Source organism: Streptomyces sp. NPDC087906 (assembly GCF_055584925.1).
Map to the genome: position 1 here is coordinate 158,761 of NZ_JBVJLC010000006.1, position 19,909 is coordinate 178,669.

The window sequence follows — 19,909 nt, forward strand, 5'->3', positions numbered from 1 at the left end:
GGCCCGTTGCCGGACATAGCGGCGGTGTACCCGCCCCACCTGGTCAATTGGCGGGCGCATGGGCGGCCTTTGGGGTTCCCTTGGCCAATGCATGTACCCCATATGAACAGTTGATCGACAGAGTGGCTCATTGCGTGTGGCCAACAACTACCTCGCCCCGCCATGCGCGTTCACTAGCAACGCAGGGGGTTCTATGAGATCCAGCCGACCGCGCCTGCGGGCCGGACTGGCCTGGGCAGCGACACTGTCCATGGCCACCGGTGCCCTGGCGCTCGGTATCCAGTCCGCCGGAGCCGACAGCGGCCCCGCCGGACGCGCCGCCCTCCACGGCACCAAGCCGCTCTGGGCGACGCAGCAGGCGGACCGTGGTGCCGCCCCGGATGCCGGCAAGATCACCGCTCGCGTCTATCTCGCCGGACGTGACGCCGCTGGTCTCGCGCAGTACGCCAAGGAGGTGTCCGACCCGAACTCCGCCTCGTACGGCAAGTATCTGAGCGCGAAGCAGACGGCGGCCCGCTTCGGTGCGAGCCAGCAGCAGATAGCCCAGGTCACCGCCTGGGTGAAGTCCGCAGGGCTCACGGTGACCGGCACCAGCCGGCACTACCTGACGGTGAGCGGTTCCAAGTCCGCGGTGGAGAAGGCGTTCTCCACCCGGCTGCACAAGTACGCGAAGGACGGCAAGACGTACCGTGCGCCCGACGCGACACCTTCGGTGCCCGCGTCGCTCAACGGCGCCGTCCTCACGGTGACCGGTCTCGACAACGCGCCGCGCAAGTCGCACCACGACGACACGCTGCCGCCGCCGGACGCCGTGTTCCGCAACGCCGGTCCGTTCTCGACCTATTACGGGTCGAAGACGGACAAGAAGCTCCCGTCCGCCTACGGTTCGAAAGCGCCGTACGCGATCAAGGGTTACACCGGCGAGCAACTGCGGTCCGTGTACGGAGGCAAGAACTACTCCGGCAAGGGCGTCACCGTGGCCATCACGGACGCCTACGCTTCGCCGACCATCGCGAAGGACGCCGCGCAGTACGCCAAGCGCAACGGTGACAAGAAGTACCGGGCAGGACAGCTCTCCCAGGTGCTGCCCGCCGATTACACCAACACCGAGGAATGCGGGGCCTCCGGCTGGTACGGCGAGGAGACGCTCGACGTCGAGGCGGTCCACGCGGTCGCTCCCGACGCCGACATCACCTACGTCGGCGGGGCTTCGTGCTTCGACGACGATCTGCTCGACTCGCTCGGGAAGATCGTCGACGGGCGCCTCGCCGACATCGTCTCCAACTCGTGGGGCGACGTGGAGGCCAATCAGACTCCGGCCGCCGCTGCCGCCTACGACCAGATATTCCAGACGGGTGCCGTCGAGGGCATCGGCTTCTACTTCTCCTCCGGTGACGCGGGCGACAATGTCGCGTCCACCGGTACGAAGCAGGCTGACGTCCCCGCCAACTCGGCGTGGGTGACGGCGGTCGGCGGTACGTCGCTGGCCGTCGGCAAGAACGACAAGTACAAGTGGGAGACCGGCTGGGGCACGCTTCTGTCGCCCCTGTCGCAGGACGGCACCAACTGGACGAACTTCCCGGGGTCTTACACCTCCGGGGCGGGCGGCGGCACGAGTGCCACCGTTCCGCAGCCGTTCTACCAGAAGGGCATCGTCGCCGACTCGCTCTCGAAGGCGAACGGTACGACCGCCCCGATGCGTGTCATCCCGGACATCGCGGCCGTCGCCGACCCGAACACCGGGTTCCTCGTCGGCCAGACCCAGACGCTCGCCGACGGCACGCAGGGGTACGACGAGTACCGCATCGGCGGTACCTCGCTGGCCGCTCCGGTCATCGCGGGCGTCCAGGCGCTGGCTCAGCAGGCGCACCACGGCCTGCCGATCGGCTTCGCCAACCCCGGCATCTACCAGCGGTACGGCACGTCGTCCTACCACGACGTGAACGACCATCCGCTGGGCGCCGGGCAGGGTCTCGCCGTTGTCCGCAACGACTTCGTCAACGGGCAGGACGCCACCGACGGCATCTCGACCTCGCTGCGTTCCCTCGGCCACGACAGCTCGCTGTCGGCGACCCCGGGATACGACAACGTGACGGGTGTCGGCAGTCCGGCGGCCGGCTACGTGAAGTCGTACAGCAAGAAGTAGCGGGACACATCAGCACGAAGGCGGCCCTCGCGTGAGTGACGCGGGGGCCGCCTTCGGGTTGTGCGCTCCTTCGCGCCGTGCGCTCAGTGGAACTGCGGGATGATCAGATAGAGGCCGTACGCGACGACGGCGGCGCAGGCGAGGAAGCAGACGGCGGCGACGGCCGTGGCGGGGGTCGCGGCCCGCCGTGTGGTGGCCCCTCCCGTACCGTTCTCCTCTTCCCCCGCGCCGAGGGCGCGCACACCGAGCGAGAAGACGATCACGACGCCGACGGTGACACCGATGCTGACGAGCGCCACCTCGCCCAGCGAACTCCAGTCGAGACTCATCGGGACTCCTCCTGCCTGATCAGGCGTGCGCCGCTGTGGCGGCACCGGTGCGGACGGCCACGGCGTGGTCGTCGTTGACATTGCCCGAAGTGACCGGGTTGCGGCGGGACATGAGGACGATGAACGCGGCAGCGGCGGCGGCCACCACGGCGATCACGACCGTGCCGAACGTCCCGCCGTGCACGACGGCGCTCGCCGCGACCGCGCCCACGGCGGCCGCGGCGGGGAGCGTCACACACCAGGCGACGACCATCCGTCCCGCGGTGCCCCAGCGCACCTCGGCGAGCCGCCTGCCGAGCCCGGCGCCGAGGATGCCGCCCGAGCACACCTGCGTGGTGGACAGGGCGAAGCCGAGGTGGGCCGAGGTCAGGATGACGGTGGTCGCCGCCGACTCGGCCGCGAAGCCCTGCGGGGCCTTGATGTCGGTGAGGCCCTTGCCCATCGTCCGGATGATGCGCCAGCCGCCGAGGTACGTGCCGAGGCCGATGGCGAGACCCGCCGAACCGATGACCCACAGCGGCGGTCCCGCGTCATGGCCGAGCGCGCCGGCGGAGATCAGGGTGAGGGTGATGACGCCCATCGTCTTCTGCGCGTCGTTCGTCCCGTGCGCCAGGGAGACCAGTGAGGCCGAGGCGATCTGGCCGAGCCGGAAGCCCTTGTTGACGGACGACTCCCGGCCCTTCGCGGTGATCCGGTAGGCGAGATAGGTGGCGAACAGCGCCGCAAGACCGGCCACCAGCGGGGAGGCGAGGGCCGGGACGAGGATCTTCTCGACGACCTGGTCGAAGTGCACACCGTGCTGACCCGCACCGACCCACACCGCGCCGATCAGCCCGCCGAACAAGGCGTGCGAGGAGCTGGACGGCAGGCCCAGCAGCCAGGTCGCCAGATTCCAGATGATGGCGCCGATCAGCCCCGCGAAGATCATGCCCGGTGTCACCAGGCTGTCCTCCACGATGCCGCCGGAGATCGTCTTGGCGACCTCGGTGGAGAGGAACGCGCCCACGATGTTGAGTACGCCGCTGATGAGGACGGCGACTTTGGGACGCAGCGCGCCGGTGGCGATCGAGGTCGCCATCGCGTTCGCCGTGTCATGGAATCCGTTGGTGAAGTCGAAGGCCAGAGCCGTCACGATCACCACTGCCACAAGGAAGGTGATGTGGTCCATTCGCCTCATACAAGCGCAGCTACACGTACCCCAGGGAAATCCGATGTGAAGACACCACGTGCGTCCTCCCAAAGGACGACAAGGATCACCGGGGCGGATATTGGACCGTCCGGTCCATCGCGGTTTAGAGTGAACCGTTCGGTCCATTAATCTGCGAGGAAGGCTCGTCACCATGGGAAATCTGGACGGCAGGACAGTGCTCGTGACCGGTTCCACCAGAGGGATCGGCCGGGCGATCGCCCTCCGGCTCGCCGCCGAAGGGGCGTACGCGATCGTGAGCGGGCGGGACGCGGACCGGGGCGGCGCGGTCGTCTCGGCGATCCGCGAGGCGGGCGGCCGGGCCGACTTCGTGGCCGCCGACCTCAGTACGGCCGAGGCGGCCCAGGGGCTGGCGGCCGCCACCCTGGAGCTGGTCGGCGGGCGCCTCGACATCCTCGTCAACAACGCGGGCATCTCGCCCGGCACGGCGACGCTGGACCTCGACGTGGCGACCTACGACCGGGTCATGGACCTCAATGTCCGGGGCCCGGTGTTCCTGACCCAGGCGCTGCTGCCCTCGATGCTGAGCCGGTCGCGGGGCGTCATCATCAACATCGGGTCCTGGGTCGCCCAGGTCGGCTTCATCGGCGGCGCGCTCTACTCGGCGAGCAAGGCGACGCTGGAGCAGCTCACCCGCGGCTGGGCCGCGGAGTTCGGCGGTCAGGGCGTCCGGGTCAACGCCATCGCCCCCGGCGTGATCATCTCCGACCCCGAGGGTCCTGCGGCCGAGTTCCGCCACAAGATGGTCGAGACCTCGCCGTTCGGGCACGCGGGCAGCGTCGAGGACATCGCGAACGCCGCCGCGTATCTGGCGGGCGACGGCGCGGGATACGTGCACGGTACGACGCTGGCCGTCGACGGCGGCGTACTGGCGACCCGGCCCGGCCCGCGGCTCGGCTGAGTGCGGAGCCGCTGTCCCCCGGGCCCCTTTCTGTCGCGACCCGACCAAATCCTTCCCGGCCCCTCCCGGCCCTCGCCGGCGGGGGCCGCCGTGTGTCGGGCGACTGGGTGTGCGATGCACGTTTCGGGTAACCGAAACGTTTCATTCCGTGCACTCCCGGCATCGTCCCTGGCCCCGCGTTCGCGTCCAAGGTCGTTGCCGAGTGCACGAGTTGGGTCGCCCGTTCGGGTATTTAGATACTCCCTTGACAAATTAACGCCACGTTGCCAACATGCAAAAACTCCTTGAGTACCTGCAATTACCGGCATGCGTTTCGAAAGTTCGCCTGAGATCGGTACGGCTGTCGCCTGGGTGAAGGGACATCACCCAGGCCGCAGGTTCCTCCCCCCAAGTGACACGGCAGCGCGGTCGACGCGACGCGCGCCCATGCCTGACTCACCCCCCGCAAGGTCAGGAAGGAAGCTCCATGTCAAGAACGCCAGGAACAGCACGGAAGCACAGACAGCCATGGCTGAGATGGGTCACGGCGCTGGCGATGATCGTCGCCGGCGGCGCAGCCGTCAGCCCGGCCGCCGCAGCCGCCCCCGCCGCCGCACCCGCCGTGGTCGCGCACGACCCCGAAGCCGCCGCCGCGATACCGGCCGGCGACTACCAGCAGGTGCAACTCGCCCTGGGCGGAGCCGAACTGGGCGAGGCGATGTCGCTCGCCGTCCTGCCGGACCGAGCCGTCGTGCACACCGCCCGCGACGGCACACTCCGGTACACGGACGCCGCGGGCAACACCAAGACCTCGGCCAAGCTGAATGTGTACACGCACGACGAGGAAGGGCTCCAGGGCGTCGCCGCCGACCCCGGCTTCGCCACCAACCGGTTCCTCTACCTGTACTACTCGCCCCGGCTCAGCACCCCCGACGGCGACGCGCCGGTCACCGGCTCCGCCGCCACCTTCGACCAGTGGAAGGGACACCTCAACCTGTCCCGGTTCACGCTGAAGACCGACGGCACCCTGGACCTGGCCAGCGAGAAGGTCCTGCTCGAAGTGGCCAACGACCGCGGCCAGTGCTGCCACGTCGGCGGTGACATCGACTTCGACGCGCAGGGCAACCTGTATCTGACGACGGGCGACGACACCAACCCGTTCGAGTCGAGCGGCTACTCGCCGATCGACGAACGGACCGACCGCAACCCGCAGTTCGACGCCCAGCGCTCCTCGGGCAACACCAACGACCTGCGCGGCAAGGTCCTGCGGATCAAGCCCACGGCGGCCGGCGGCTACACCGTCCCCGCGGGCAACCTCTTCGCCCCCGGCACCGCCAAGACGCGGCCCGAGATCTACGCGATGGGCTTCCGCAACCCCTTCCGGATGTCCGTCGACAAGGCCACCGGGATCGTCTACCTCGGCGACTACGGCCCGGACGCCGGCGTCACCGACGCCAACCGCGGCCCCAGCGGCCAGGTCGAGTTCAACCGGATCACCTCGGCGGGCAACTACGGCTGGCCGTACTGCACCGGCACGAACACCGCCACCGAGACCTACAACGAGTACACCTTCCCCAGCGGCCCGGCCGCGGCGAAGTACAACTGCGGCAGCGGCCCCGCCAACAACTCGTTCCGCAACACCGGTCTTGCCACGCTGCCCGCGGTCAAGTCCGCCTGGATCAGGTACGGCGGTGACGCGGGCTCCCCGCCCGAGTTCGGCGGCGGCTCCGAGTCGCCGATGGGCGGCCCGGTCTACCGCTACGACGCGAACCTCAACTCGGCTGTGAAGTTCCCCCAGTCCCTGGACGGGAAGTTCTTCGCCGGTGAGTACGGCCGCAAGTGGATCAAGGCCATCACGGTCAACGCCGACGGCAGCCCCGGCACCATCGACGCCTTCCCGTGGACCGGCACCCAGGTCATGGACACCGCCTTCGGCCCCGACGGCGCGCTGTACGTCCTCGACTACGGCACCGGAGCCAACAACCAGGCCCTGTACCGCGTGGAGTACGTCGGCGGGAGCAACCGCAACCCCGTCGCCGTCGCCGCGGCCAGCAAGACCTCAGGACCCACCCCGCTCGCCGTGAACTTCTCCTCGGCCGGCAGCTCCGACCCCGAGGGCAAGGCCCTCACCTACGCGTGGAACTTCGGTGACGGCGCCACCTCCACGGCCGCCAACCCGTCGCACACGTACACGACCACCGGCACCTTCCGGCCGACCCTGACCGTCAAGGACCCGGAGGGGCTGACCGGCAGCGCCAGCCTCGTCGTGACCGCGGGCAACACCGCCCCGACCGTCACGCTGACCACACCCAACGACGGGCAGCTCTTCTCCTTCGGTGACACGGTCCCCTTCAACGTGACCGTCAGCGACCCCGAGGACGGTGCCATCGACTGCGCCAAGGTCAAGGTCACCTACCTGCTCGGCCATGACGTCCACCAGCACCAGATCACCTCGAAGAACGGCTGCACCGGCAGCATCGCCGTGCCCGTCGACGGCGAGCACGACAGCGCCGCCAACATCTACGGCGTCCTGGACGCCGAGTACACCGACGCCGCCGGGCTGACCTCGCACAACCAGCGGGTCCTCCAGCCCCGCCACCGCCAGGGCGAGCACTACGGCGCCCAGAACGGCATCCAGGTCGCGGCGCACGGCACGGCCGAGGGCGGCAACACCGTCGGCTTCACCGACAACGGCGACTGGATCTCCTTCAAGCCCTACGCCCTCGGCAACGCCACCAAGATCACCGCACGGGTCTCCTCCGGCGGTGTGGGCGGCAGCCTGGAGGTACGGGCCGGTTCTGCCACCGGCACCCTGCTCGGCACGGCCGCGGTGGCACCGACCGGCGGCTGGGAGAACTTCGTCGACGTGTCGGCCAACCTGAGTGGCGCACCGGCCGGCTCCACGGAGCTGTTCCTCGTCTTCAAGGGCCCGACGGGCCAGGGCAACCTCTTCGACCTGGACGCCTTCACCTTCACCACCGGCACGACGGGCGGCGGCTCCAGCCAGACGGTCGAGGGTGAGTCCTTCACCTCCAACTCCGGTGTCCAGGCGGCCGATCACGCGCCCGCCAGCGGCGGCAAGACACTCGGCTACATCGAGAACGGCGACTGGGCCGGCTACGCGTCCGCACCCACGGCCGGCACCAAGACGTTCTCGGCCAAGGTCTCGTCCGCGGGAGCCGGCGGCACCATCACGGTCCGCTCGGGTTCGGCGACCGGCGCCGTGCTCGGCACCGTCGCCGTCCAGCCCACCGGCAACTGGGAGACCTTCACCACCGTCTCCACGCCGCTGACGGGCACGGCATCCTCCGGAGCGCTCTTCCTGACCTTCACCGGCGGCTCCGGGTCCCTGTTCGACATCGACACGCTCACCCTCACCAAGTGACGGGCGGGAAAGGGACCATGATGAAAGTGCTGCCCCCACGGCTGAGACGGCTGTCCACCGCCTCCGCCTCGGTGATCGTCACCACGCTCGCCCTCGTCGGGGCGTTCCTCACCCCCGCCGTGACGGCGCAGGCCGCCGACCCGGCGTACAAGGTGCTCCTATTCTCCAAGACGGCCGGGTTCCGGCACGACTCCATCCCGGCCGGCACCCAGGCCGTACGGGACATCGGGGCGGCCAACAACTTCACCGTCACGGCGACCGAGGACAGCAGCGCCTTCACCGCGGCCAACCTGGCGCAGTACAAGGCGGTGGTCTTCCTCAGCACCACGGGCGACATGCTGACCGACGCGCAGCAGTCGGCGCTGCAGACGTACGTCGCCGGCGGCGGCGGGTACGTCGGCGTCCACGCGGCGGCCGACGCCGAGTACGAGTCGCCGCAGTACGAGCAGCTCGTCGGCGCCTGGTTCAAGAGCCACCCGGCGATCCAGCAGGCCACGGTGCGCACCGAGGACCGCGCCAACCCGGCGACCGCCCACTTCGGGCAGACCTGGGCGCACACCGACGAGCTGTACAACTACCGCACCAACCCGCGGGCCAACGTGCACGTCCTGCAGACCCTCGACGAATCCAGCTACTCCGGCGGCGAGATGGGCGGTGACCACCCCATCACGTGGTGCCACCCGCAGGGCGGCGGACGTTCGTTCTACACCGGTCTCGGCCACACCATCGAGACCTACGCCGACTCGTCGTTCCGCACGCTGCTGCTCGGCGGCATCCGGTACGCGGCCGGCTTCGCCAAGGCCGACTGCCGTCCGGACAGCGGGTACACGAGCCTCTACAACGGCTCGACGACCGGCTGGTCGCAGGCGGGACCCGGCAGCTTCACCAACACCGACGCCACCCTCACCTCCACCGGAGGCATGGGCCTGCTCTGGTACCGGGCGAAGGAGTACGCCTCGTACTCCCTGAAGCTCGACTGGAAGCTGGCGGGCGACGACAACTCCGGTGTCTACGTGGGCTTCCCGGCCTCCGACGACCCCAACTCGGCCGTCAACCAGGGCTACGAGGTGCAGATCGACGCGACGGACACCGCCGACCGCACCACCGGGTCCGTCTACGGGTTCAAGTCCGCCGACCTCGCGGCGAGGGACGCGGCGCTCAACCCGCCGGGCCAGTGGAACACCTACGAGCTGCGGGTGGAGGGCGAGCGCCTGCAGGTCTTCCTGAACGGCGCGAAGATCAACGACTTCACCAACACCGACCCGGTCAGGTCGCTCAAGCAGGGCTACATCGGGATCCAGAACCACGGCACCGGTGACGACGTGGCGTTCCGCAACATCCGGATCAAGGAACTGGGCGGCACCACCCCGACCAGTTCGACGTACGAGGGCGAGTCGTACACCTCGGGAGCCGGTGTGCAGCCCGCCGACCACGGTCCCGCCAGCGGTGGCAGGACGCTCGGCTACATCGAGAACGGCGACTGGGCCGGCTACTCCCAGGCGAGCCTGAACGGCGTCAAGTCCTTCACGGCGAAGGTCTCTTCGGCGGGCGCCGGCGGCACCGTGCAGATCCGCTCGGGCTCGGCCACCGGACCGGTCATCGGGTCGGTCGCCGTCCGCAACACCGGTGGCTGGGAGACCTTCCAGACGGTCTCCACGACACTGCCGGGAACCGCCACGGGACCGCTCTACCTCACCTTCACCGGTGGGGCCGGGTCCCTGTTCGACATCGACACCTTCACACTGACGCGGAGCTGAACCCGGCTTCGCGGCAGGCACGTTCGCATCCGGCAGGGGCGGGCCCCGGGGAGACCTGGGGTTCGCCCCTGCCGGATGCGGTACGTCTCACCCGCGCCGCGCTTGCGATGTCCGCGACGTCAGGAGCGGGTGCGGTACAGGCCGCGGCCCGCGCGGTCGGCGCGCGAGGTGGCGACGAGCCGGTCGAGCGTGCTGCGCACGGCGTTGATGTTGCCGGGGGAGTCGTCGCGGCCGAGGGCGGCCGCCACGTCGCGGGCGCGCACGGCGTCACCGCCGGCGGCGGCGAGGATCGCGACGACCTGCTCGGTCAGCCCGCTCGGGTTCTTGTCCTGCGCCGCGGACGCCTTCGCCGGCTTCTCCGCCGCCTTGGCGCTCTTCGGTGTGCTGCTCTTCTTCGCGGCGGGACGCTTGGCCGTCTCCTTCTTGGCCTCGGCCTTCGGCTCCGCCTTCGCGCCGGCCGCGGCCTTGCGCGCCTTGCGGCGGGCCGGGGCCGGCGCGGCGGACGAGCCGTCCTGCGCCGTGTGTTCGGCTCCCGCAACCTCGTCCGCGGGCGCCGCGACGGCCGCTGCCGCTTCCAGCACATGCGGTGCGTCGGACAGCGCCACCAGGGCGGTCAGCGCGGAGCGCACCGACTCCAGCCGGTCGGTCACCGCCGCCAGTTCCTTTTCCAGCGACTGCTGGTGAGCCTCAAGACGGGGAAGTTCCGTCTTCAGGAGGGCTGTTGTCGCGCCGACGCTGTCCGGTGTGCCGGATGTCGATGTCATGGTGTCACCTTTCCATTCAGAACCACCGATTGTTGCCCCCGTTGGCGGCCGCTGCCGTGCAGCCTAAGCGGTGTGGGAACCAATGTAGTTGACACCGGCGGCGAAGTTGACACCGACGACCTGTCGTTGTTGCTGTTCAGGCTCCTCGCGTGCCCGCGGCACGTACGTAACTTCGACTCCCGACCGTACTGACACTGCACGGCCGCCGTTCGCACTCCCCACCGACCGCCGCCCCCGCGCACACCGCGCGCTCCGTCGTCCCGTACCGCCCGGGTACCCGGACAGATGCCCGATGAACTGCGGCTATTCCGGTCCAGGTACCCGGGTGGTACGGTCGGAGGATGGCAGCTCTCAATGTGGACTTCCCCGACACGGAACTCCAGGAGATCCGCGAGATCGCCTCGGAGCGCGGCATGACGATGAAGGCGTTCGTCCGGGCGTCGACCGCCGACGCCGTCGTACGGCACCGGGCGATGAAGGAAGGCGCTGACGTCTTCCGCCGCGTCTTCGGCGACACGGCCCTCGCCGACGCCATCGCGGACGCCGGTATCGACGACGGGCCCGGCAGGGGCTCCGCGGGACGGGCCGCCTGACCGTGCCGCCCGTCCTGTACGTCGACGTGCGCTGGCTGCTGCATCAGCAGGAGAGTGTCCTGCCCGACCACCCCGTGGTGTCCGACTTCTCCGCGCTCGTCGCCGCGGTCGCCCGGCACCGCGTCGATCCGCCGCGGCTCGGGATGGATTCAGATCCCGCCTGGCGGGCAGCAGCACTGCTGCACACACTCGTCGTCCTCAAGCCACTGCCCGCCTACAACGTACGGTTCGCCTGCGCCGTCGCCATCGCCTACATGAGCATGTGCGGCGAGGGCGTGGACGCTCCGTACGGTGAAATCGTCGAACTCACCAAGCAGTTGACCGCCGAGAAGACCGACGTCTTCGACGCGGCCGACCGTATCCGGTCCTGGCGGATCTGAGCGCCTCCCCGCCGGGCCCGCCTACCAAGGAGTCCGTATGACCACCTACGTCATCACGATCCCCGGCACCTTCCTGGAGAAGCTGACCGAGGACGCCCGCGCCACACTGCTGGCGCGGCTGCGCCCCGCGGACCCGCAGAACACGGCGCTCGGCGAGGCGGAGGAGCTGGACATCCTCAGCGTCAACGAGAACGGCACGTTCAACATCCGGCTGGAGGTCGAGGCCGACAACAACCGCGCCGCCGAGGCCGAGGCGAAGCGCCTCGCGGGCGCCGCCCTGCACGCCGCGGGCCTCTCCGAGGACCGGGCCCCGCTCGGCCCCGCTGCGGTCACCGGCATCGACGGCGACTTCTGAGCCGGCGCGCTCCCCCCGGCGCTGCCGCGCTCACCCCTTGCGGGCCACCACCACGGCGCACCGCGGCCCGCCGTCCGGCCGCTCACCCAGCTCCGTCAGCGGCAGCAGCTCCGTGGTGAAGCCCGCGACCGCCAGCTCGGCCAGCACGTCCGGCAGCCGGAAGGTGCGGTAGTACATGACGAACGAGGGGTGCCACAACGCGTTGCGCAGCCGCATCCCCGCGTCGAACGCCCACAGCGCCCAGTAGAGCCGGGAGCCGACGCGGGGCGGCGCGGGGAACGGGAAGACGAACAGCCCGCCGGGCCGCAGCGCGGCATGGGTCTGCGCGAACAGCGCGGGCCGCTCGCCGGGCAGGAAGTGCCCGAACGCCCCGAAGCTCGCCGCCAGGTCGAAGACCGGGCCGAAGGGCAGCCGCCGCGCGTCGGCCCGTACGAACTCCACGGCGGGCCCGCCCGCGGCGGCCGGCTGGGCGGCGCGCGCCGCCGCCAGCATCCCGGCGCTGAAATCGACACCGGTGACCCGCTCCGCACAGAGCTGCCGCAGCGCCCCCACCCCCGCGCCCGTGCCGCAGCACACGTCGAGCCCGGTACGGAAAGGCCCCAGCGGCCGCACCGCCCGCACCACCGCGTCCAGCAGGTACTCCGGCGTCCGGAACGGTGTCAGGTCGAACTTCGGAGCGAGCAGGTCGTAGCCGTGCTCGATGGACGAGAGCGCCTGGACGGCGAGTTCGCGCAGGGTCGGGCCCTTGGGGGTGAACATCGCGGCCAGCCTAACCGCCCGGCGTACGGACCGCTTTCCGGGGCAGCGGGATGGACAAGGAGGTGCCCCATGACGGAGCACACACACGACCAGCGGCCCACCCCGCACACCGGCCGGCTCGCGCCGCACACCCACCCCGACAAACCGATGTCCCCGCTGGAGCCCGGCACGGTCCAGCGGGGCCAACTCCGCGTGCGCCTGGCGGACATCGCGTGGACGGCGCTGTGTGTCGTCCTTGGCGCATGGGCCCTGTTCGAGGCGATCGGCGTGATCAGGGGCGACACCGACGCGTGGATCTTCTGCCTCGTGGGAGTGGTGCTGTTCGCCGCGGCGCTGTGGACCCGCCTGGCGGCCCGCAAGGCGCGGGCCCGCACCCACCTGTGACCCCTCACCACCGAGCCGGCGCTCCGGCGCCCCGGCGAGTTCGCGGTGTGTCCTCGCCGACGGCGCCGGATTCCGGCCGCGCCCGGTCACCGGTCCGCACCGGGCGCGCCCGGCGGGCGGGCGTCGGAGTCCTCTTCTGACGGGCTATCGTTGGTCCTATGTCCGTCCCAGAGCTGATCCGCATCGTCTCCCGCGACTCGCCCATGGCCCTGGCCCAAGTGGCACGCGTACGCGCCGAACTGGCCGCGCTGCACCCCGGGATCGCCACCGAGGTCGTGCCGGTCAGGACGACGGGGGACAAGTGGATGGGCGACCTGTCCCAGGTCGAGGGGAAGGGCGCCTTCACCAAAGAGGTCGACGCCGCCCTGCTCGCCGGTGATGCCGATCTCGCCGTGCACTGCGTCAAGGACATCCCGGCCGACCGTCCGCTGCCCGCAGGCACCACCTTCGCCGCCTTCCTCAAGCGCGACGACATCCGCGACGCCCTCGTCCACCCCGGCGGGCTCACCCTCGACGAGCTGCCGGACGGGACCAGGGTCGGGACGTCCTCCGTACGCCGGGTCGCCCAACTCGCCGCCTCCCACCCGGGACTTGAGTGCGTACCGTTCCGCGGCAACGCCAACCGCCGGCTGGAGAAGCTCGCCGCGGGGGAGGCCGACGCGCTGCTCCTCGCCGCCGCCGGGCTCGACCGCATCGGCCGCCGTGACGTGATCACCGAGGTCCTGTCGACCGAGACCATGTGCCCGCCGATCGGCGCGGGCGTGCTCGCCCTGCAGTGCCGCCAGGACGACACGGCGACCATCGACGCCGTCAGCGACCTCGGCGACCCGGACACCTACCGGGAGACCACCGCCGAGCGCATGTTCCTCCACGTCCTCCAGGGCCACTGCAACTCGCCGATCGCCGGATACGCCAAGGCCCACCGCAACGGCGACCTCTCGCTGCGCGCCTGCGTCTTCACGCCCGACGGCAAGACCGTGCTCAACGCCCACGAGTGGGCGGGCCCGCTCGACCCGGCCACCCTCGGCACCTCCGTCGCCGTGACGCTGCTGCGCCAGGGCGCCCGCGAACTGATCGACGCCATCGCCCACTGACGGCGGGCCCGCCCGCAATTCAACTGGGCGACGGGCCACGGCCATATGGACGCCCGCATCGGTGTCATCGCGCCTGCGAGTGTCCACGGATGCTCGCCCTGAACGTGGACGTGGACCCCAGCCGCTGCCGGACGCTCGGATTCGTGGGGGCGGTCGCGATCATGGCCGGCGGTCTCACGGCCGGCGCCCTGCCGGTACGTGAGGAGATCGTGCCGACCTCTGGGCGCGCCGCCCTCGGCCTGCTCTGCGTCTACTTCGGCATCGTGCTGCTGATAGCCGCCTGGTGGTGGCTCGGCCGCAGCGTACGGGGGCCGCGGCCGCCCGCCCCGCGCGAGCTGACCACCACGCTGCTGGTGTGGGCGGCGCCGCTGGTCCTCGGCCCGCCCCTGTTCAGCCGGGACGTCTACAGCTATCTGGCGCAGGGCGCCATGGTCCACTCCGGCATCGACGTGTACACCCACGGCCCCGACCGGCTCGGCGGCCCGCTCGCCGCCGAGGTCGCGCCCGTCTGGCGGCACACCCCCGCCCCGTACGGCCCGGTCTTCCTCGCCGTCGCGGGCAAGGCGTCGGGACTCGCCCGGCTCGACATACCCGCAGGGGTGCTCGGCATGCGGCTCGTCGCGCTGCTCGGCGTCGCTCTGATGATCGCCGTCCTGCCCACCCTGGCCCGCCGCTGCGGCGTCGACCCGTCGGCGGCCCTGTGGCTCGGGGCGCTCAACCCCCTCGTCCTGCTGCACCTGGTGGCGGGCGCCCACAACGACGCCCTGATGCTGGGCCTGCTCGGCGCCGGCCTGGTCGCCGCGCTCGGCGCCCGGCCGGTGCCCGCGACCGTACTGATCACCCTCGCCGCCCTGGTCAAGGCGCCCGCGGCGCTGGGACTGCTCACCGTGGCCGCGCTGTGGGCCGCGCAGCTCACCGGCCGGGCCCGCACCCTCCGAGCCCTGGGGCTGACCTGCGCCGTCGCCCTGGCCACCACCGCCGCTGTCACCGCGCTCGCCGGCACCGGCTACGGCTGGCTCGGCGCGCTCGGCACCCCCGTATCGGCCGACAACTGGTCCCTGACCAGCGGACTCGGCCGGCTCAGCGGCATGCTGCTGGACGCGACGGGCAGCGGACTCGGCCACCTCGCGCTGCCGCTGTGGCGGCTGCTGGGCATGCTCGCGACGGCCGGCGTGGTCGTCGCGCTCTGGCTGCGCCGCGAACGTACCGGCGTGGTCCACGCCCTGGCGCTCGGGCTGCTGACCCTCTTCGCCCTCGGCCCCGCGCTGCGGCCCTGGTACGCGCTGTGGGGGCTGTTCCTGGTCGCCGTCTCCGCGCCACCGGGCCGGCTGCGGCGGTGGGCGGCGGCCGGCAGCGGCGTGCTCGCCCTCGGACTGCTGCCGGACGGACTGCCACCCGGCGGGCTGCAACTGGCCCTCGCCATCTGCGGCGGCATACTGGCGCTGCTCGCCCTGTGGTGGATGTTCCTGCTGGCGCCCGCCGACTCCACCCTGGCGGCGCCGCTGCCCCGGACCGTCTCATGAGACGGCTGCGCACGGCGCTGGAGGCGCCCGCGGGACGGCCCGTCGCCGCCGGCCTGCTGATCGCGGCGACAGCCGTCTTCCTGGTCACCGTCCCGCTGTTCCGGCACTTCTTCGACGTCGGCGTCTACTACGGCGCCGTCGGCGACTGGGTCCACAGCGGCGGCCGGATCTACGACTACCTCAGCCCCGGCACGCACTACGGCTTCACCTACCCGCCGTTCGCCGCCGTCGCCATGCTGCCGATGGCGCTCGTGCCCTGGCCGGCCGCCGTGGCGATCAGCGTCGCGCTGAGCCTGGCGGCCTCGGCGCTGCTGCTCCACTGGCTGGCCGCGCCCGCCGTCCGGCGCGAACGGTGGGTGCGCTGGTTCGCCTTCACCGTCATCGGCTGCCTCTTCGCCCTGCTCGAACCCGTCAACGACACCTTCAGCTTCGGCCAGGTGAATCTGGTGCTGTGCGCGCTCGTCTTCGCCGACGCGCGGCTGATCGCCACCGGACACGGCAAGTACGCGGGCGTCGGCATCGGACTCGCCGCCGCCGTCAAACTCACCCCCGCCCTGTACATCGGCTACCTGCTGGTCACCGGACGGCGCAGGCAGGCCGGTATCGCGACGGCCACGGCAGCCGGCGCCACCCTGCTCGCCGCGCTGATCGACCCGGCCGCCTCCCGGACCTTCTGGATCACCGCCCTGTGGGACACCGGCAGGGTCGGCACGCTCAGCTACGTCTCCAACCAGTCGCTGCAAGGAGTCCTGGCCCGGCTCGGCCCGGCCGGCGACAGCCGGGCGCTCTGGGCGGTGTGCGTCCTCGCCGTCCTCGCCGTCTGGGCGTACCGCTGCCGCGCCGCCGTCCGCGCGGGCGACGAGCCGGCCGGCTTCGCGCTGACCGGCCTCGCCGCCTGCCTCGTCTCGCCGGTCACCTGGGTGCACCACCTCGTCTGGGCGCTCCCCGCGCTGCTGCTGCTCACCGACTCGGCCCTGCGCCGCCGCCACCGCCCGCTGCTCGTCGCCTGCGCCGTGTCGTACGTCCTGCTGTGCGCCGGCGTGGTCTGGCTGTGGCGGGCCGACTCCACCGGGCTCGACGCCTTCCTCGGCTCGAACATCTACGTCTGGATCACGCTCTGGCTGCTCGTGGCACTGCCGTTCGGCCGGCCCGAATCTGTACCGGCCGCGACAGCCATACGCCACTATGGTGGGGAGAGAGTCTTCCGCAGCGACCAGAGGCACACGTGATCCAGGCATCCCGGCCGAACACATCCGACAGGCTCGACGACGACGATTACCCCGCCTACACCATGGGCCGGGCCGCGGAGATGATCGGCAGCACTCCCGCCTTCCTGCGGGCCGTCGGCGAGGCGCGGCTCATCGTGCCGCTGCGCTCCGAGGGCGGCCACCGCCGCTACTCGCGCTACCAGCTCCGCGTCGCCGCCCGCGCCCGCGAACTCGTCGACCAGGGCACCCCGGTCGAGGCGGCCTGCCGCATCGTCATCCTGGAGGACCAGCTCGAAGACGCCCTGCGGCTCAACGAAGAACTGCGCCGCTCGGCGGGGGACGAGAATAACTACAGCGGCGATGACAGAAAAAAGGGCAATAGGCGCTGACGTTTTCCGACGCCGCGCCACGCGCTTAAACACTTGCCGTCCCAGCCCGCTCGCACCGTGCTACTGTTGATCTCAGTTGCAGTTGTGGTTCCCAGAGACTTCAAGTGCCCCCATCAGCGTCCTGTGCTGTGGGAGCACTTTCGTATTTCCGGTGGATAATCTCCGGACGGGGTAATCATTGCGGCGACGCGGGGTACGCACAGTGCGGACCCCGGGGCACTGCCCCGAAGGAGAAATTGATATGGCTAGTGGCACCGTGAAGTGGTTCAACGCGGAAAAGGGTTTCGGCTTCATCGAGCAGGACGGCGGCGGCGCTGACGTCTTCGCCCACTACTCGAACATCGCCGCCCAGGGCTTCCGTGAGCTTCAGGAGGGCCAGAAGGTGAACTTCGACGTGACGCAGGGCCAGAAGGGCCCGCAGGCCGAGAACATCGTTCCCGCCTGACGCTGAACGTATGACGTAGCTGGGGCCCGCACCTTGGGTGCGGGCCCCAGCTCGTTATTTTTTTGCGTTGCCAGGCCCCCGGCCAGGCAGCCGCGCTCCGCCCGCTGCCGGCGGATGCCCTATGAAATTCGACGCGCCGCGCCCGGCAGATTCCCGACCGGCCCGTCTTCTTTTCTTTGTTTACTCCGGCTCGTTCTTGCGATTCCTCGGCCCTGTTGTACGCCGGGAATTCCTCGATACGTGCCGCATCGAGGAAGGTTCCCCATGAACCGCGCAGGACGCACGAACGACCGTTACACCCGTACCCGCTCAGGCGGCTCCAGCGCCGGCAATTCCGGCGGCGCCGGCCGTTACCGCTCGCAGGCCCCGAGCCGCTCGGGAGCGCCCGGCAGGTCCGGCGGCTACGGCCGCCGCCCCGCGGCGCTGCAGGGCGAATTCGCGCTGCCCGTCACCATCACCCCGCCGCTGCCGCCGGTGAGCACCTTCGCCGAGCTGGACATGCCCGAGCCGGTACTGAAGACGCTCGCGGGCCTCGGCATGAACGAGCCGTTCCCGATCCAGGCGGCCACCCTGCCGAACTCGCTCGCGGGACGCGACGTACTGGGCCGCGGCCGGACCGGCTCCGGCAAGACCCTCGCCTTCGGCCTCGCGCTGCTGGTCCGGATCGCCGGACAGCGCGCCGAGCCGCGCAAGCCGCTCGCCCTGATCCTCGTCCCCACCCGCGAACTGGCCCAGCAGGTCACCGACGCGCTCACCCCCTACGCCAGGTCGCTCTCGCTGCGGCTGGCCACGGTGGTCGGCGGTATGTCGATCGGCCGCCAGTCCAGCGCGCTGCGCGGGGGCACCGAGGTCGTCGTCGCGACACCCGGACGGCTCAAGGACCTCATCGAGCGCGGCGACTGCAAGCTGGACCGGGTCAGCATCACCGTCCTCGACGAGGCCGACCAGATGGCCGACATGGGCTTCATGCCCCAGGTCACCGCGCTGCTCGACCAGATGAGCGCCGAGGGCCAGCGGATGCTGTTCTCCGCCACCCTCGACCGCAACGTCGACCTGCTGGTGCGCCGCTACCTGCACGACCCGGTCGTCCACTCGGTCGACCCCTCGGCCGGTGCCGTCACCACGATGGAGCACCACGTGCTCTACGTGCACGGCGCCGACAAGTACGCGACCACCACCGAGATCGCCGCCCGCGACGGCCGGGTGCTGATGTTCCTCGACACCAAGCACGCCGTGGACCGGCTCACCGAGCACCTGCTGAACAACGGCGTACGCGCGGCGGCCCTGCACGGCGGCAAGTCGCAGCCGCAGCGCACCCGTACGCTCGCCCAGTTCAAGACGGGCCATGTGACGGTGCTGGTGGCGACCAACGTCGCAGCGCGCGGCATCCACATCGACAACCTCGACCTCGTCGTCAACGTCGACCCGCCGAGCGACCACAAGGACTATCTGCACCGCGGCGGCCGTACGGCGCGCGCCGGCGAGTCCGGCAGCGTCGTCACGCTCGTCCTGCCCAACCAGCGCCGCGAGATGACCCGGCTGATGTCCGACGCCGGTATCACCCCGCAGACCGCCCAGGTCCGCTCGGGCGAGGCCGAACTGAGCCGGATCACCGGCGCCCAGGCGCCCTCGGGCGTGCCCGTCGTCATCACGGCGCCGGTGTCCGACCGCGCCAAGCGCGGCGGCACCTCGTCGTCCCGCGGCAGGCGCAGCAGGCCCGCCCAGGGCCGGCGCAGCGCCGCCTCGTCCCAGCCGCGCACCCCGGGCGGCTCGGGTACGGCGCAGCGGCAGTCCTCGTACCGCGGCGCCGCGTAAGCAGCGCCCGCACCGCACGAAGCAGCCCCGGTACCCGGATTCGTCCGGGTACCGGGGCTGTGCGCTGTGGTGGCGCGCCGGTCGGCGCGGGGCCGGTCAGTGGTCGGAGTAGCTGACGTCTCCCACCGTCCAGGCCCCCACGTCCTCGATGGCGAGCCGGTACATCCCGCCGGTCTCCGGAATGCCGAGGCTTCCCTGGAGGATCCTCGCGACATGGAAGTGCAGATGGGTGGGTGGCTCGCTCCGGTTCCCGGAGCGGGCCACCGCGTCGGCGGGGGTGAAGATGACGGAGAACGGCCCGAGCCGCTCCGAATCCTCCAGCACCTCGGCCACGCGTTGCCGCCACATGGCCTCGGGCGCCAACCGCCCTGTGATGACAGCACCTTGAACGACTACGGTGAGCGACATCTGATTGCTCTGTTCCGATTCGACCCTGGTGGCGATATCGACAAGCAATTCGTCGGGTTTCGACATGGGCGCAGACTCTACTACGCAG

19 protein-coding genes are annotated in these 19,909 nt (G+C 70.8%); 14 read left to right on the top strand and 5 right to left on the bottom strand.

The genetic code is table 11. The annotated features are described in order from the left end of the window. Positions 1-193: 193 nt before the first annotated feature. A complete protein-coding gene (locus ACZ63I_RS19590; RefSeq protein ID WP_469340187.1) occupies positions 194-2,146 on the top strand; it encodes a S53 family peptidase in 1,953 nt (650 codons plus the stop codon). 83 nt (positions 2,147-2,229) lie between these two features. Here the strand turns inward: ACZ63I_RS19590 and ACZ63I_RS19595 are convergent, their stop codons facing one another. Together ACZ63I_RS19595 and ACZ63I_RS19600 are read right to left on the bottom strand one after the other, a co-directional pair. Beyond that, positions 2,230-2,475 (bottom strand): hypothetical protein, encoded by a 246-nt coding sequence (locus tag ACZ63I_RS19595; RefSeq protein ID WP_469340189.1) that lies wholly within the window; start codon positions 2,473-2,475, stop codon positions 2,230-2,232. Between the two features lie 19 nt (positions 2,476-2,494). Then, positions 2,495-3,643, bottom strand: coding sequence for an inorganic phosphate transporter (locus ACZ63I_RS19600; RefSeq protein WP_469340191.1), 1,149 nt, complete (start codon positions 3,641-3,643; stop codon positions 2,495-2,497). Between the two features lie 172 nt (positions 3,644-3,815). On the opposite strand from ACZ63I_RS19600, the gene ACZ63I_RS19605 reads away from it, so the two are divergent. The 3 genes from ACZ63I_RS19605 (at position 3,816) to ACZ63I_RS19615 (ending at position 9,704) form a co-directional block, all read left to right on the top strand. After that, the gene (locus ACZ63I_RS19605; protein WP_469340193.1) at positions 3,816-4,583 is read left to right on the top strand and encodes an SDR family NAD(P)-dependent oxidoreductase; all 768 of its coding nucleotides are present in this window, start codon (positions 3,816-3,818) and stop codon (positions 4,581-4,583) included. 535 nt (positions 4,584-5,118) lie between these two features. Continuing rightward, positions 5,119-7,947 carry a carbohydrate-binding protein gene (locus ACZ63I_RS19610; RefSeq protein WP_469340515.1) on the top strand — a complete coding sequence of 943 codons (2,829 nt, stop codon included), beginning with the start codon at positions 5,119-5,121 and terminating at the stop codon, positions 7,945-7,947. Between the two features lie 20 nt (positions 7,948-7,967). Beyond that, on the top strand, positions 7,968-9,704 hold the full coding sequence (locus ACZ63I_RS19615) for a ThuA domain-containing protein (RefSeq protein ID WP_469340516.1): 1,737 nt from the start codon (positions 7,968-7,970) through the stop codon (positions 9,702-9,704). Positions 9,705-9,823: 119 nt separating this feature from the next. On the opposite strand, the gene ACZ63I_RS19620 is transcribed toward ACZ63I_RS19615, so the two are convergent. After that, positions 9,824-10,468: a hypothetical protein gene (locus ACZ63I_RS19620; protein ID WP_469340194.1), complete on the bottom strand. Its 645-nt coding sequence runs from the start codon at positions 10,466-10,468 to the stop codon at positions 9,824-9,826. A 341-nt stretch (positions 10,469-10,809) separates the two neighbouring features. Here ACZ63I_RS19620 and ACZ63I_RS19625 point away from each other — a divergent pair, with 341 nt between their 5' ends. The 3 genes from ACZ63I_RS19625 to ACZ63I_RS19635 are packed head-to-tail and all read left to right on the top strand — an operon-like array spanning position 10,810 to position 11,796. Beyond that, complete coding sequence (locus tag ACZ63I_RS19625; protein WP_041994630.1) at positions 10,810-11,061, top strand: hypothetical protein; 252 nt, start codon at positions 10,810-10,812, stop codon at positions 11,059-11,061. A gap of 2 nt (positions 11,062-11,063) precedes the next feature. Next, entirely contained in the window at positions 11,064-11,441 is a 378-nt protein-coding gene (locus ACZ63I_RS19630; protein ID WP_041994633.1) for a toxin Doc, read from the top strand. A gap of 37 nt (positions 11,442-11,478) precedes the next feature. After that, on the top strand, positions 11,479-11,796 hold the full coding sequence (locus ACZ63I_RS19635) for a hypothetical protein (protein WP_469340196.1): 318 nt from the start codon (positions 11,479-11,481) through the stop codon (positions 11,794-11,796). A 30-nt stretch (positions 11,797-11,826) separates the two neighbouring features. On the opposite strand, the gene ACZ63I_RS19640 is transcribed toward ACZ63I_RS19635, so the two are convergent. Next, on the bottom strand, positions 11,827-12,555 hold the full coding sequence (locus ACZ63I_RS19640; protein ID WP_469340198.1) for a class I SAM-dependent methyltransferase: 729 nt from the start codon (positions 12,553-12,555) through the stop codon (positions 11,827-11,829). 69 nt (positions 12,556-12,624) lie between these two features. Here ACZ63I_RS19640 and ACZ63I_RS19645 point away from each other — a divergent pair, with 69 nt between their 5' ends. The 7 genes from ACZ63I_RS19645 (at position 12,625) to ACZ63I_RS19675 (ending at position 19,413) form a co-directional block, all read left to right on the top strand. After that, entirely contained in the window at positions 12,625-12,939 is a 315-nt protein-coding gene (locus ACZ63I_RS19645; protein WP_469340200.1) for a hypothetical protein, read from the top strand. 158 nt (positions 12,940-13,097) lie between these two features. Beyond that, on the top strand, positions 13,098-14,033 hold the full coding sequence (hemC, locus tag ACZ63I_RS19650; protein WP_469340202.1) for a hydroxymethylbilane synthase: 936 nt from the start codon (positions 13,098-13,100) through the stop codon (positions 14,031-14,033). An 89-nt stretch (positions 14,034-14,122) separates the two neighbouring features. Further along, positions 14,123-15,556, top strand: a complete 1,434-nt coding sequence (gene mptB / locus ACZ63I_RS19655; RefSeq protein ID WP_469340203.1) for a polyprenol phosphomannose-dependent alpha 1,6 mannosyltransferase MptB — start codon at positions 14,123-14,125, stop codon at positions 15,554-15,556. Then, positions 15,553-16,785: a glycosyltransferase 87 family protein gene (locus tag ACZ63I_RS19660; protein ID WP_469340205.1), complete on the top strand. Its 1,233-nt coding sequence runs from the start codon at positions 15,553-15,555 to the stop codon at positions 16,783-16,785. The genes mptB and ACZ63I_RS19660 overlap by 4 nt, the downstream gene beginning before the upstream one ends. A 62-nt stretch (positions 16,786-16,847) precedes the next feature. Continuing rightward, positions 16,848-17,153 carry a MerR family transcriptional regulator gene (locus ACZ63I_RS19665; protein WP_469340517.1) on the top strand — a complete coding sequence of 102 codons (306 nt, stop codon included), beginning with the start codon at positions 16,848-16,850 and terminating at the stop codon, positions 17,151-17,153. 241 nt (positions 17,154-17,394) lie between these two features. Then, the gene (locus ACZ63I_RS19670) at positions 17,395-17,598 is read left to right on the top strand and encodes a cold-shock protein (protein WP_014061102.1); all 204 of its coding nucleotides are present in this window, start codon (positions 17,395-17,397) and stop codon (positions 17,596-17,598) included. Between the two features lie 264 nt (positions 17,599-17,862). Further along, the gene (locus tag ACZ63I_RS19675; RefSeq protein ID WP_469340207.1) at positions 17,863-19,413 is read left to right on the top strand and encodes a DEAD/DEAH box helicase; all 1,551 of its coding nucleotides are present in this window, start codon (positions 17,863-17,865) and stop codon (positions 19,411-19,413) included. Between the two features lie 96 nt (positions 19,414-19,509). Here the strand turns inward: ACZ63I_RS19675 and ACZ63I_RS19680 are convergent, their stop codons facing one another. Continuing rightward, complete coding sequence (locus ACZ63I_RS19680; protein WP_469340209.1) at positions 19,510-19,887, bottom strand: hypothetical protein; 378 nt, start codon at positions 19,885-19,887, stop codon at positions 19,510-19,512. Between the last annotated feature and the right edge of the window lie 22 nt (positions 19,888-19,909).

Excerpts from the sequence above, each read along its gene's own strand:
- ACZ63I_RS19640 (WP_469340198.1), bottom strand. The coding sequence starts at position 12,555 with ATGTTCACCCCCAAGGGCCCGACCCTGCGCGAACTCGCCGTCCAGGCG.
- ACZ63I_RS19600 (WP_469340191.1), bottom strand. The coding sequence starts at position 3,643 with ATGGACCACATCACCTTCCTTGTGGCAGTGGTGATCGTGACGGCTCTG.
- ACZ63I_RS19660 (WP_469340205.1), top strand. The coding sequence starts at position 15,553 with ATGAGACGGCTGCGCACGGCGCTGGAGGCGCCCGCGGGACGGCCCGTC.
- hemC (WP_469340202.1), top strand. The coding sequence starts at position 13,098 with ATGTCCGTCCCAGAGCTGATCCGCATCGTCTCCCGCGACTCGCCCATG.
- ACZ63I_RS19595 (WP_469340189.1), bottom strand. The coding sequence starts at position 2,475 with ATGAGTCTCGACTGGAGTTCGCTGGGCGAGGTGGCGCTCGTCAGCATC.
- mptB (WP_469340203.1), top strand. The coding sequence starts at position 14,123 with ATGCTCGCCCTGAACGTGGACGTGGACCCCAGCCGCTGCCGGACGCTC.
- ACZ63I_RS19670 (WP_014061102.1), top strand. The coding sequence starts at position 17,395 with ATGGCTAGTGGCACCGTGAAGTGGTTCAACGCGGAAAAGGGTTTCGGC.
- ACZ63I_RS19605 (WP_469340193.1), top strand. The coding sequence starts at position 3,816 with ATGGGAAATCTGGACGGCAGGACAGTGCTCGTGACCGGTTCCACCAGA.
- ACZ63I_RS19645 (WP_469340200.1), top strand. The coding sequence starts at position 12,625 with ATGACGGAGCACACACACGACCAGCGGCCCACCCCGCACACCGGCCGG.
- ACZ63I_RS19610 (WP_469340515.1), top strand. The coding sequence starts at position 5,119 with ATGATCGTCGCCGGCGGCGCAGCCGTCAGCCCGGCCGCCGCAGCCGCC.
- ACZ63I_RS19625 (WP_041994630.1), top strand. The coding sequence starts at position 10,810 with ATGGCAGCTCTCAATGTGGACTTCCCCGACACGGAACTCCAGGAGATC.
- ACZ63I_RS19620 (WP_469340194.1), bottom strand. The coding sequence starts at position 10,468 with ATGACATCGACATCCGGCACACCGGACAGCGTCGGCGCGACAACAGCC.
- ACZ63I_RS19635 (WP_469340196.1), top strand. The coding sequence starts at position 11,479 with ATGACCACCTACGTCATCACGATCCCCGGCACCTTCCTGGAGAAGCTG.
- ACZ63I_RS19680 (WP_469340209.1), bottom strand. The coding sequence starts at position 19,887 with ATGTCGAAACCCGACGAATTGCTTGTCGATATCGCCACCAGGGTCGAA.
- ACZ63I_RS19615 (WP_469340516.1), top strand. The coding sequence starts at position 7,968 with ATGAAAGTGCTGCCCCCACGGCTGAGACGGCTGTCCACCGCCTCCGCC.
- ACZ63I_RS19590 (WP_469340187.1), top strand. The coding sequence starts at position 194 with ATGAGATCCAGCCGACCGCGCCTGCGGGCCGGACTGGCCTGGGCAGCG.
- ACZ63I_RS19675 (WP_469340207.1), top strand. The coding sequence starts at position 17,863 with ATGAACCGCGCAGGACGCACGAACGACCGTTACACCCGTACCCGCTCA.
- ACZ63I_RS19665 (WP_469340517.1), top strand. The coding sequence starts at position 16,848 with ATGGGCCGGGCCGCGGAGATGATCGGCAGCACTCCCGCCTTCCTGCGG.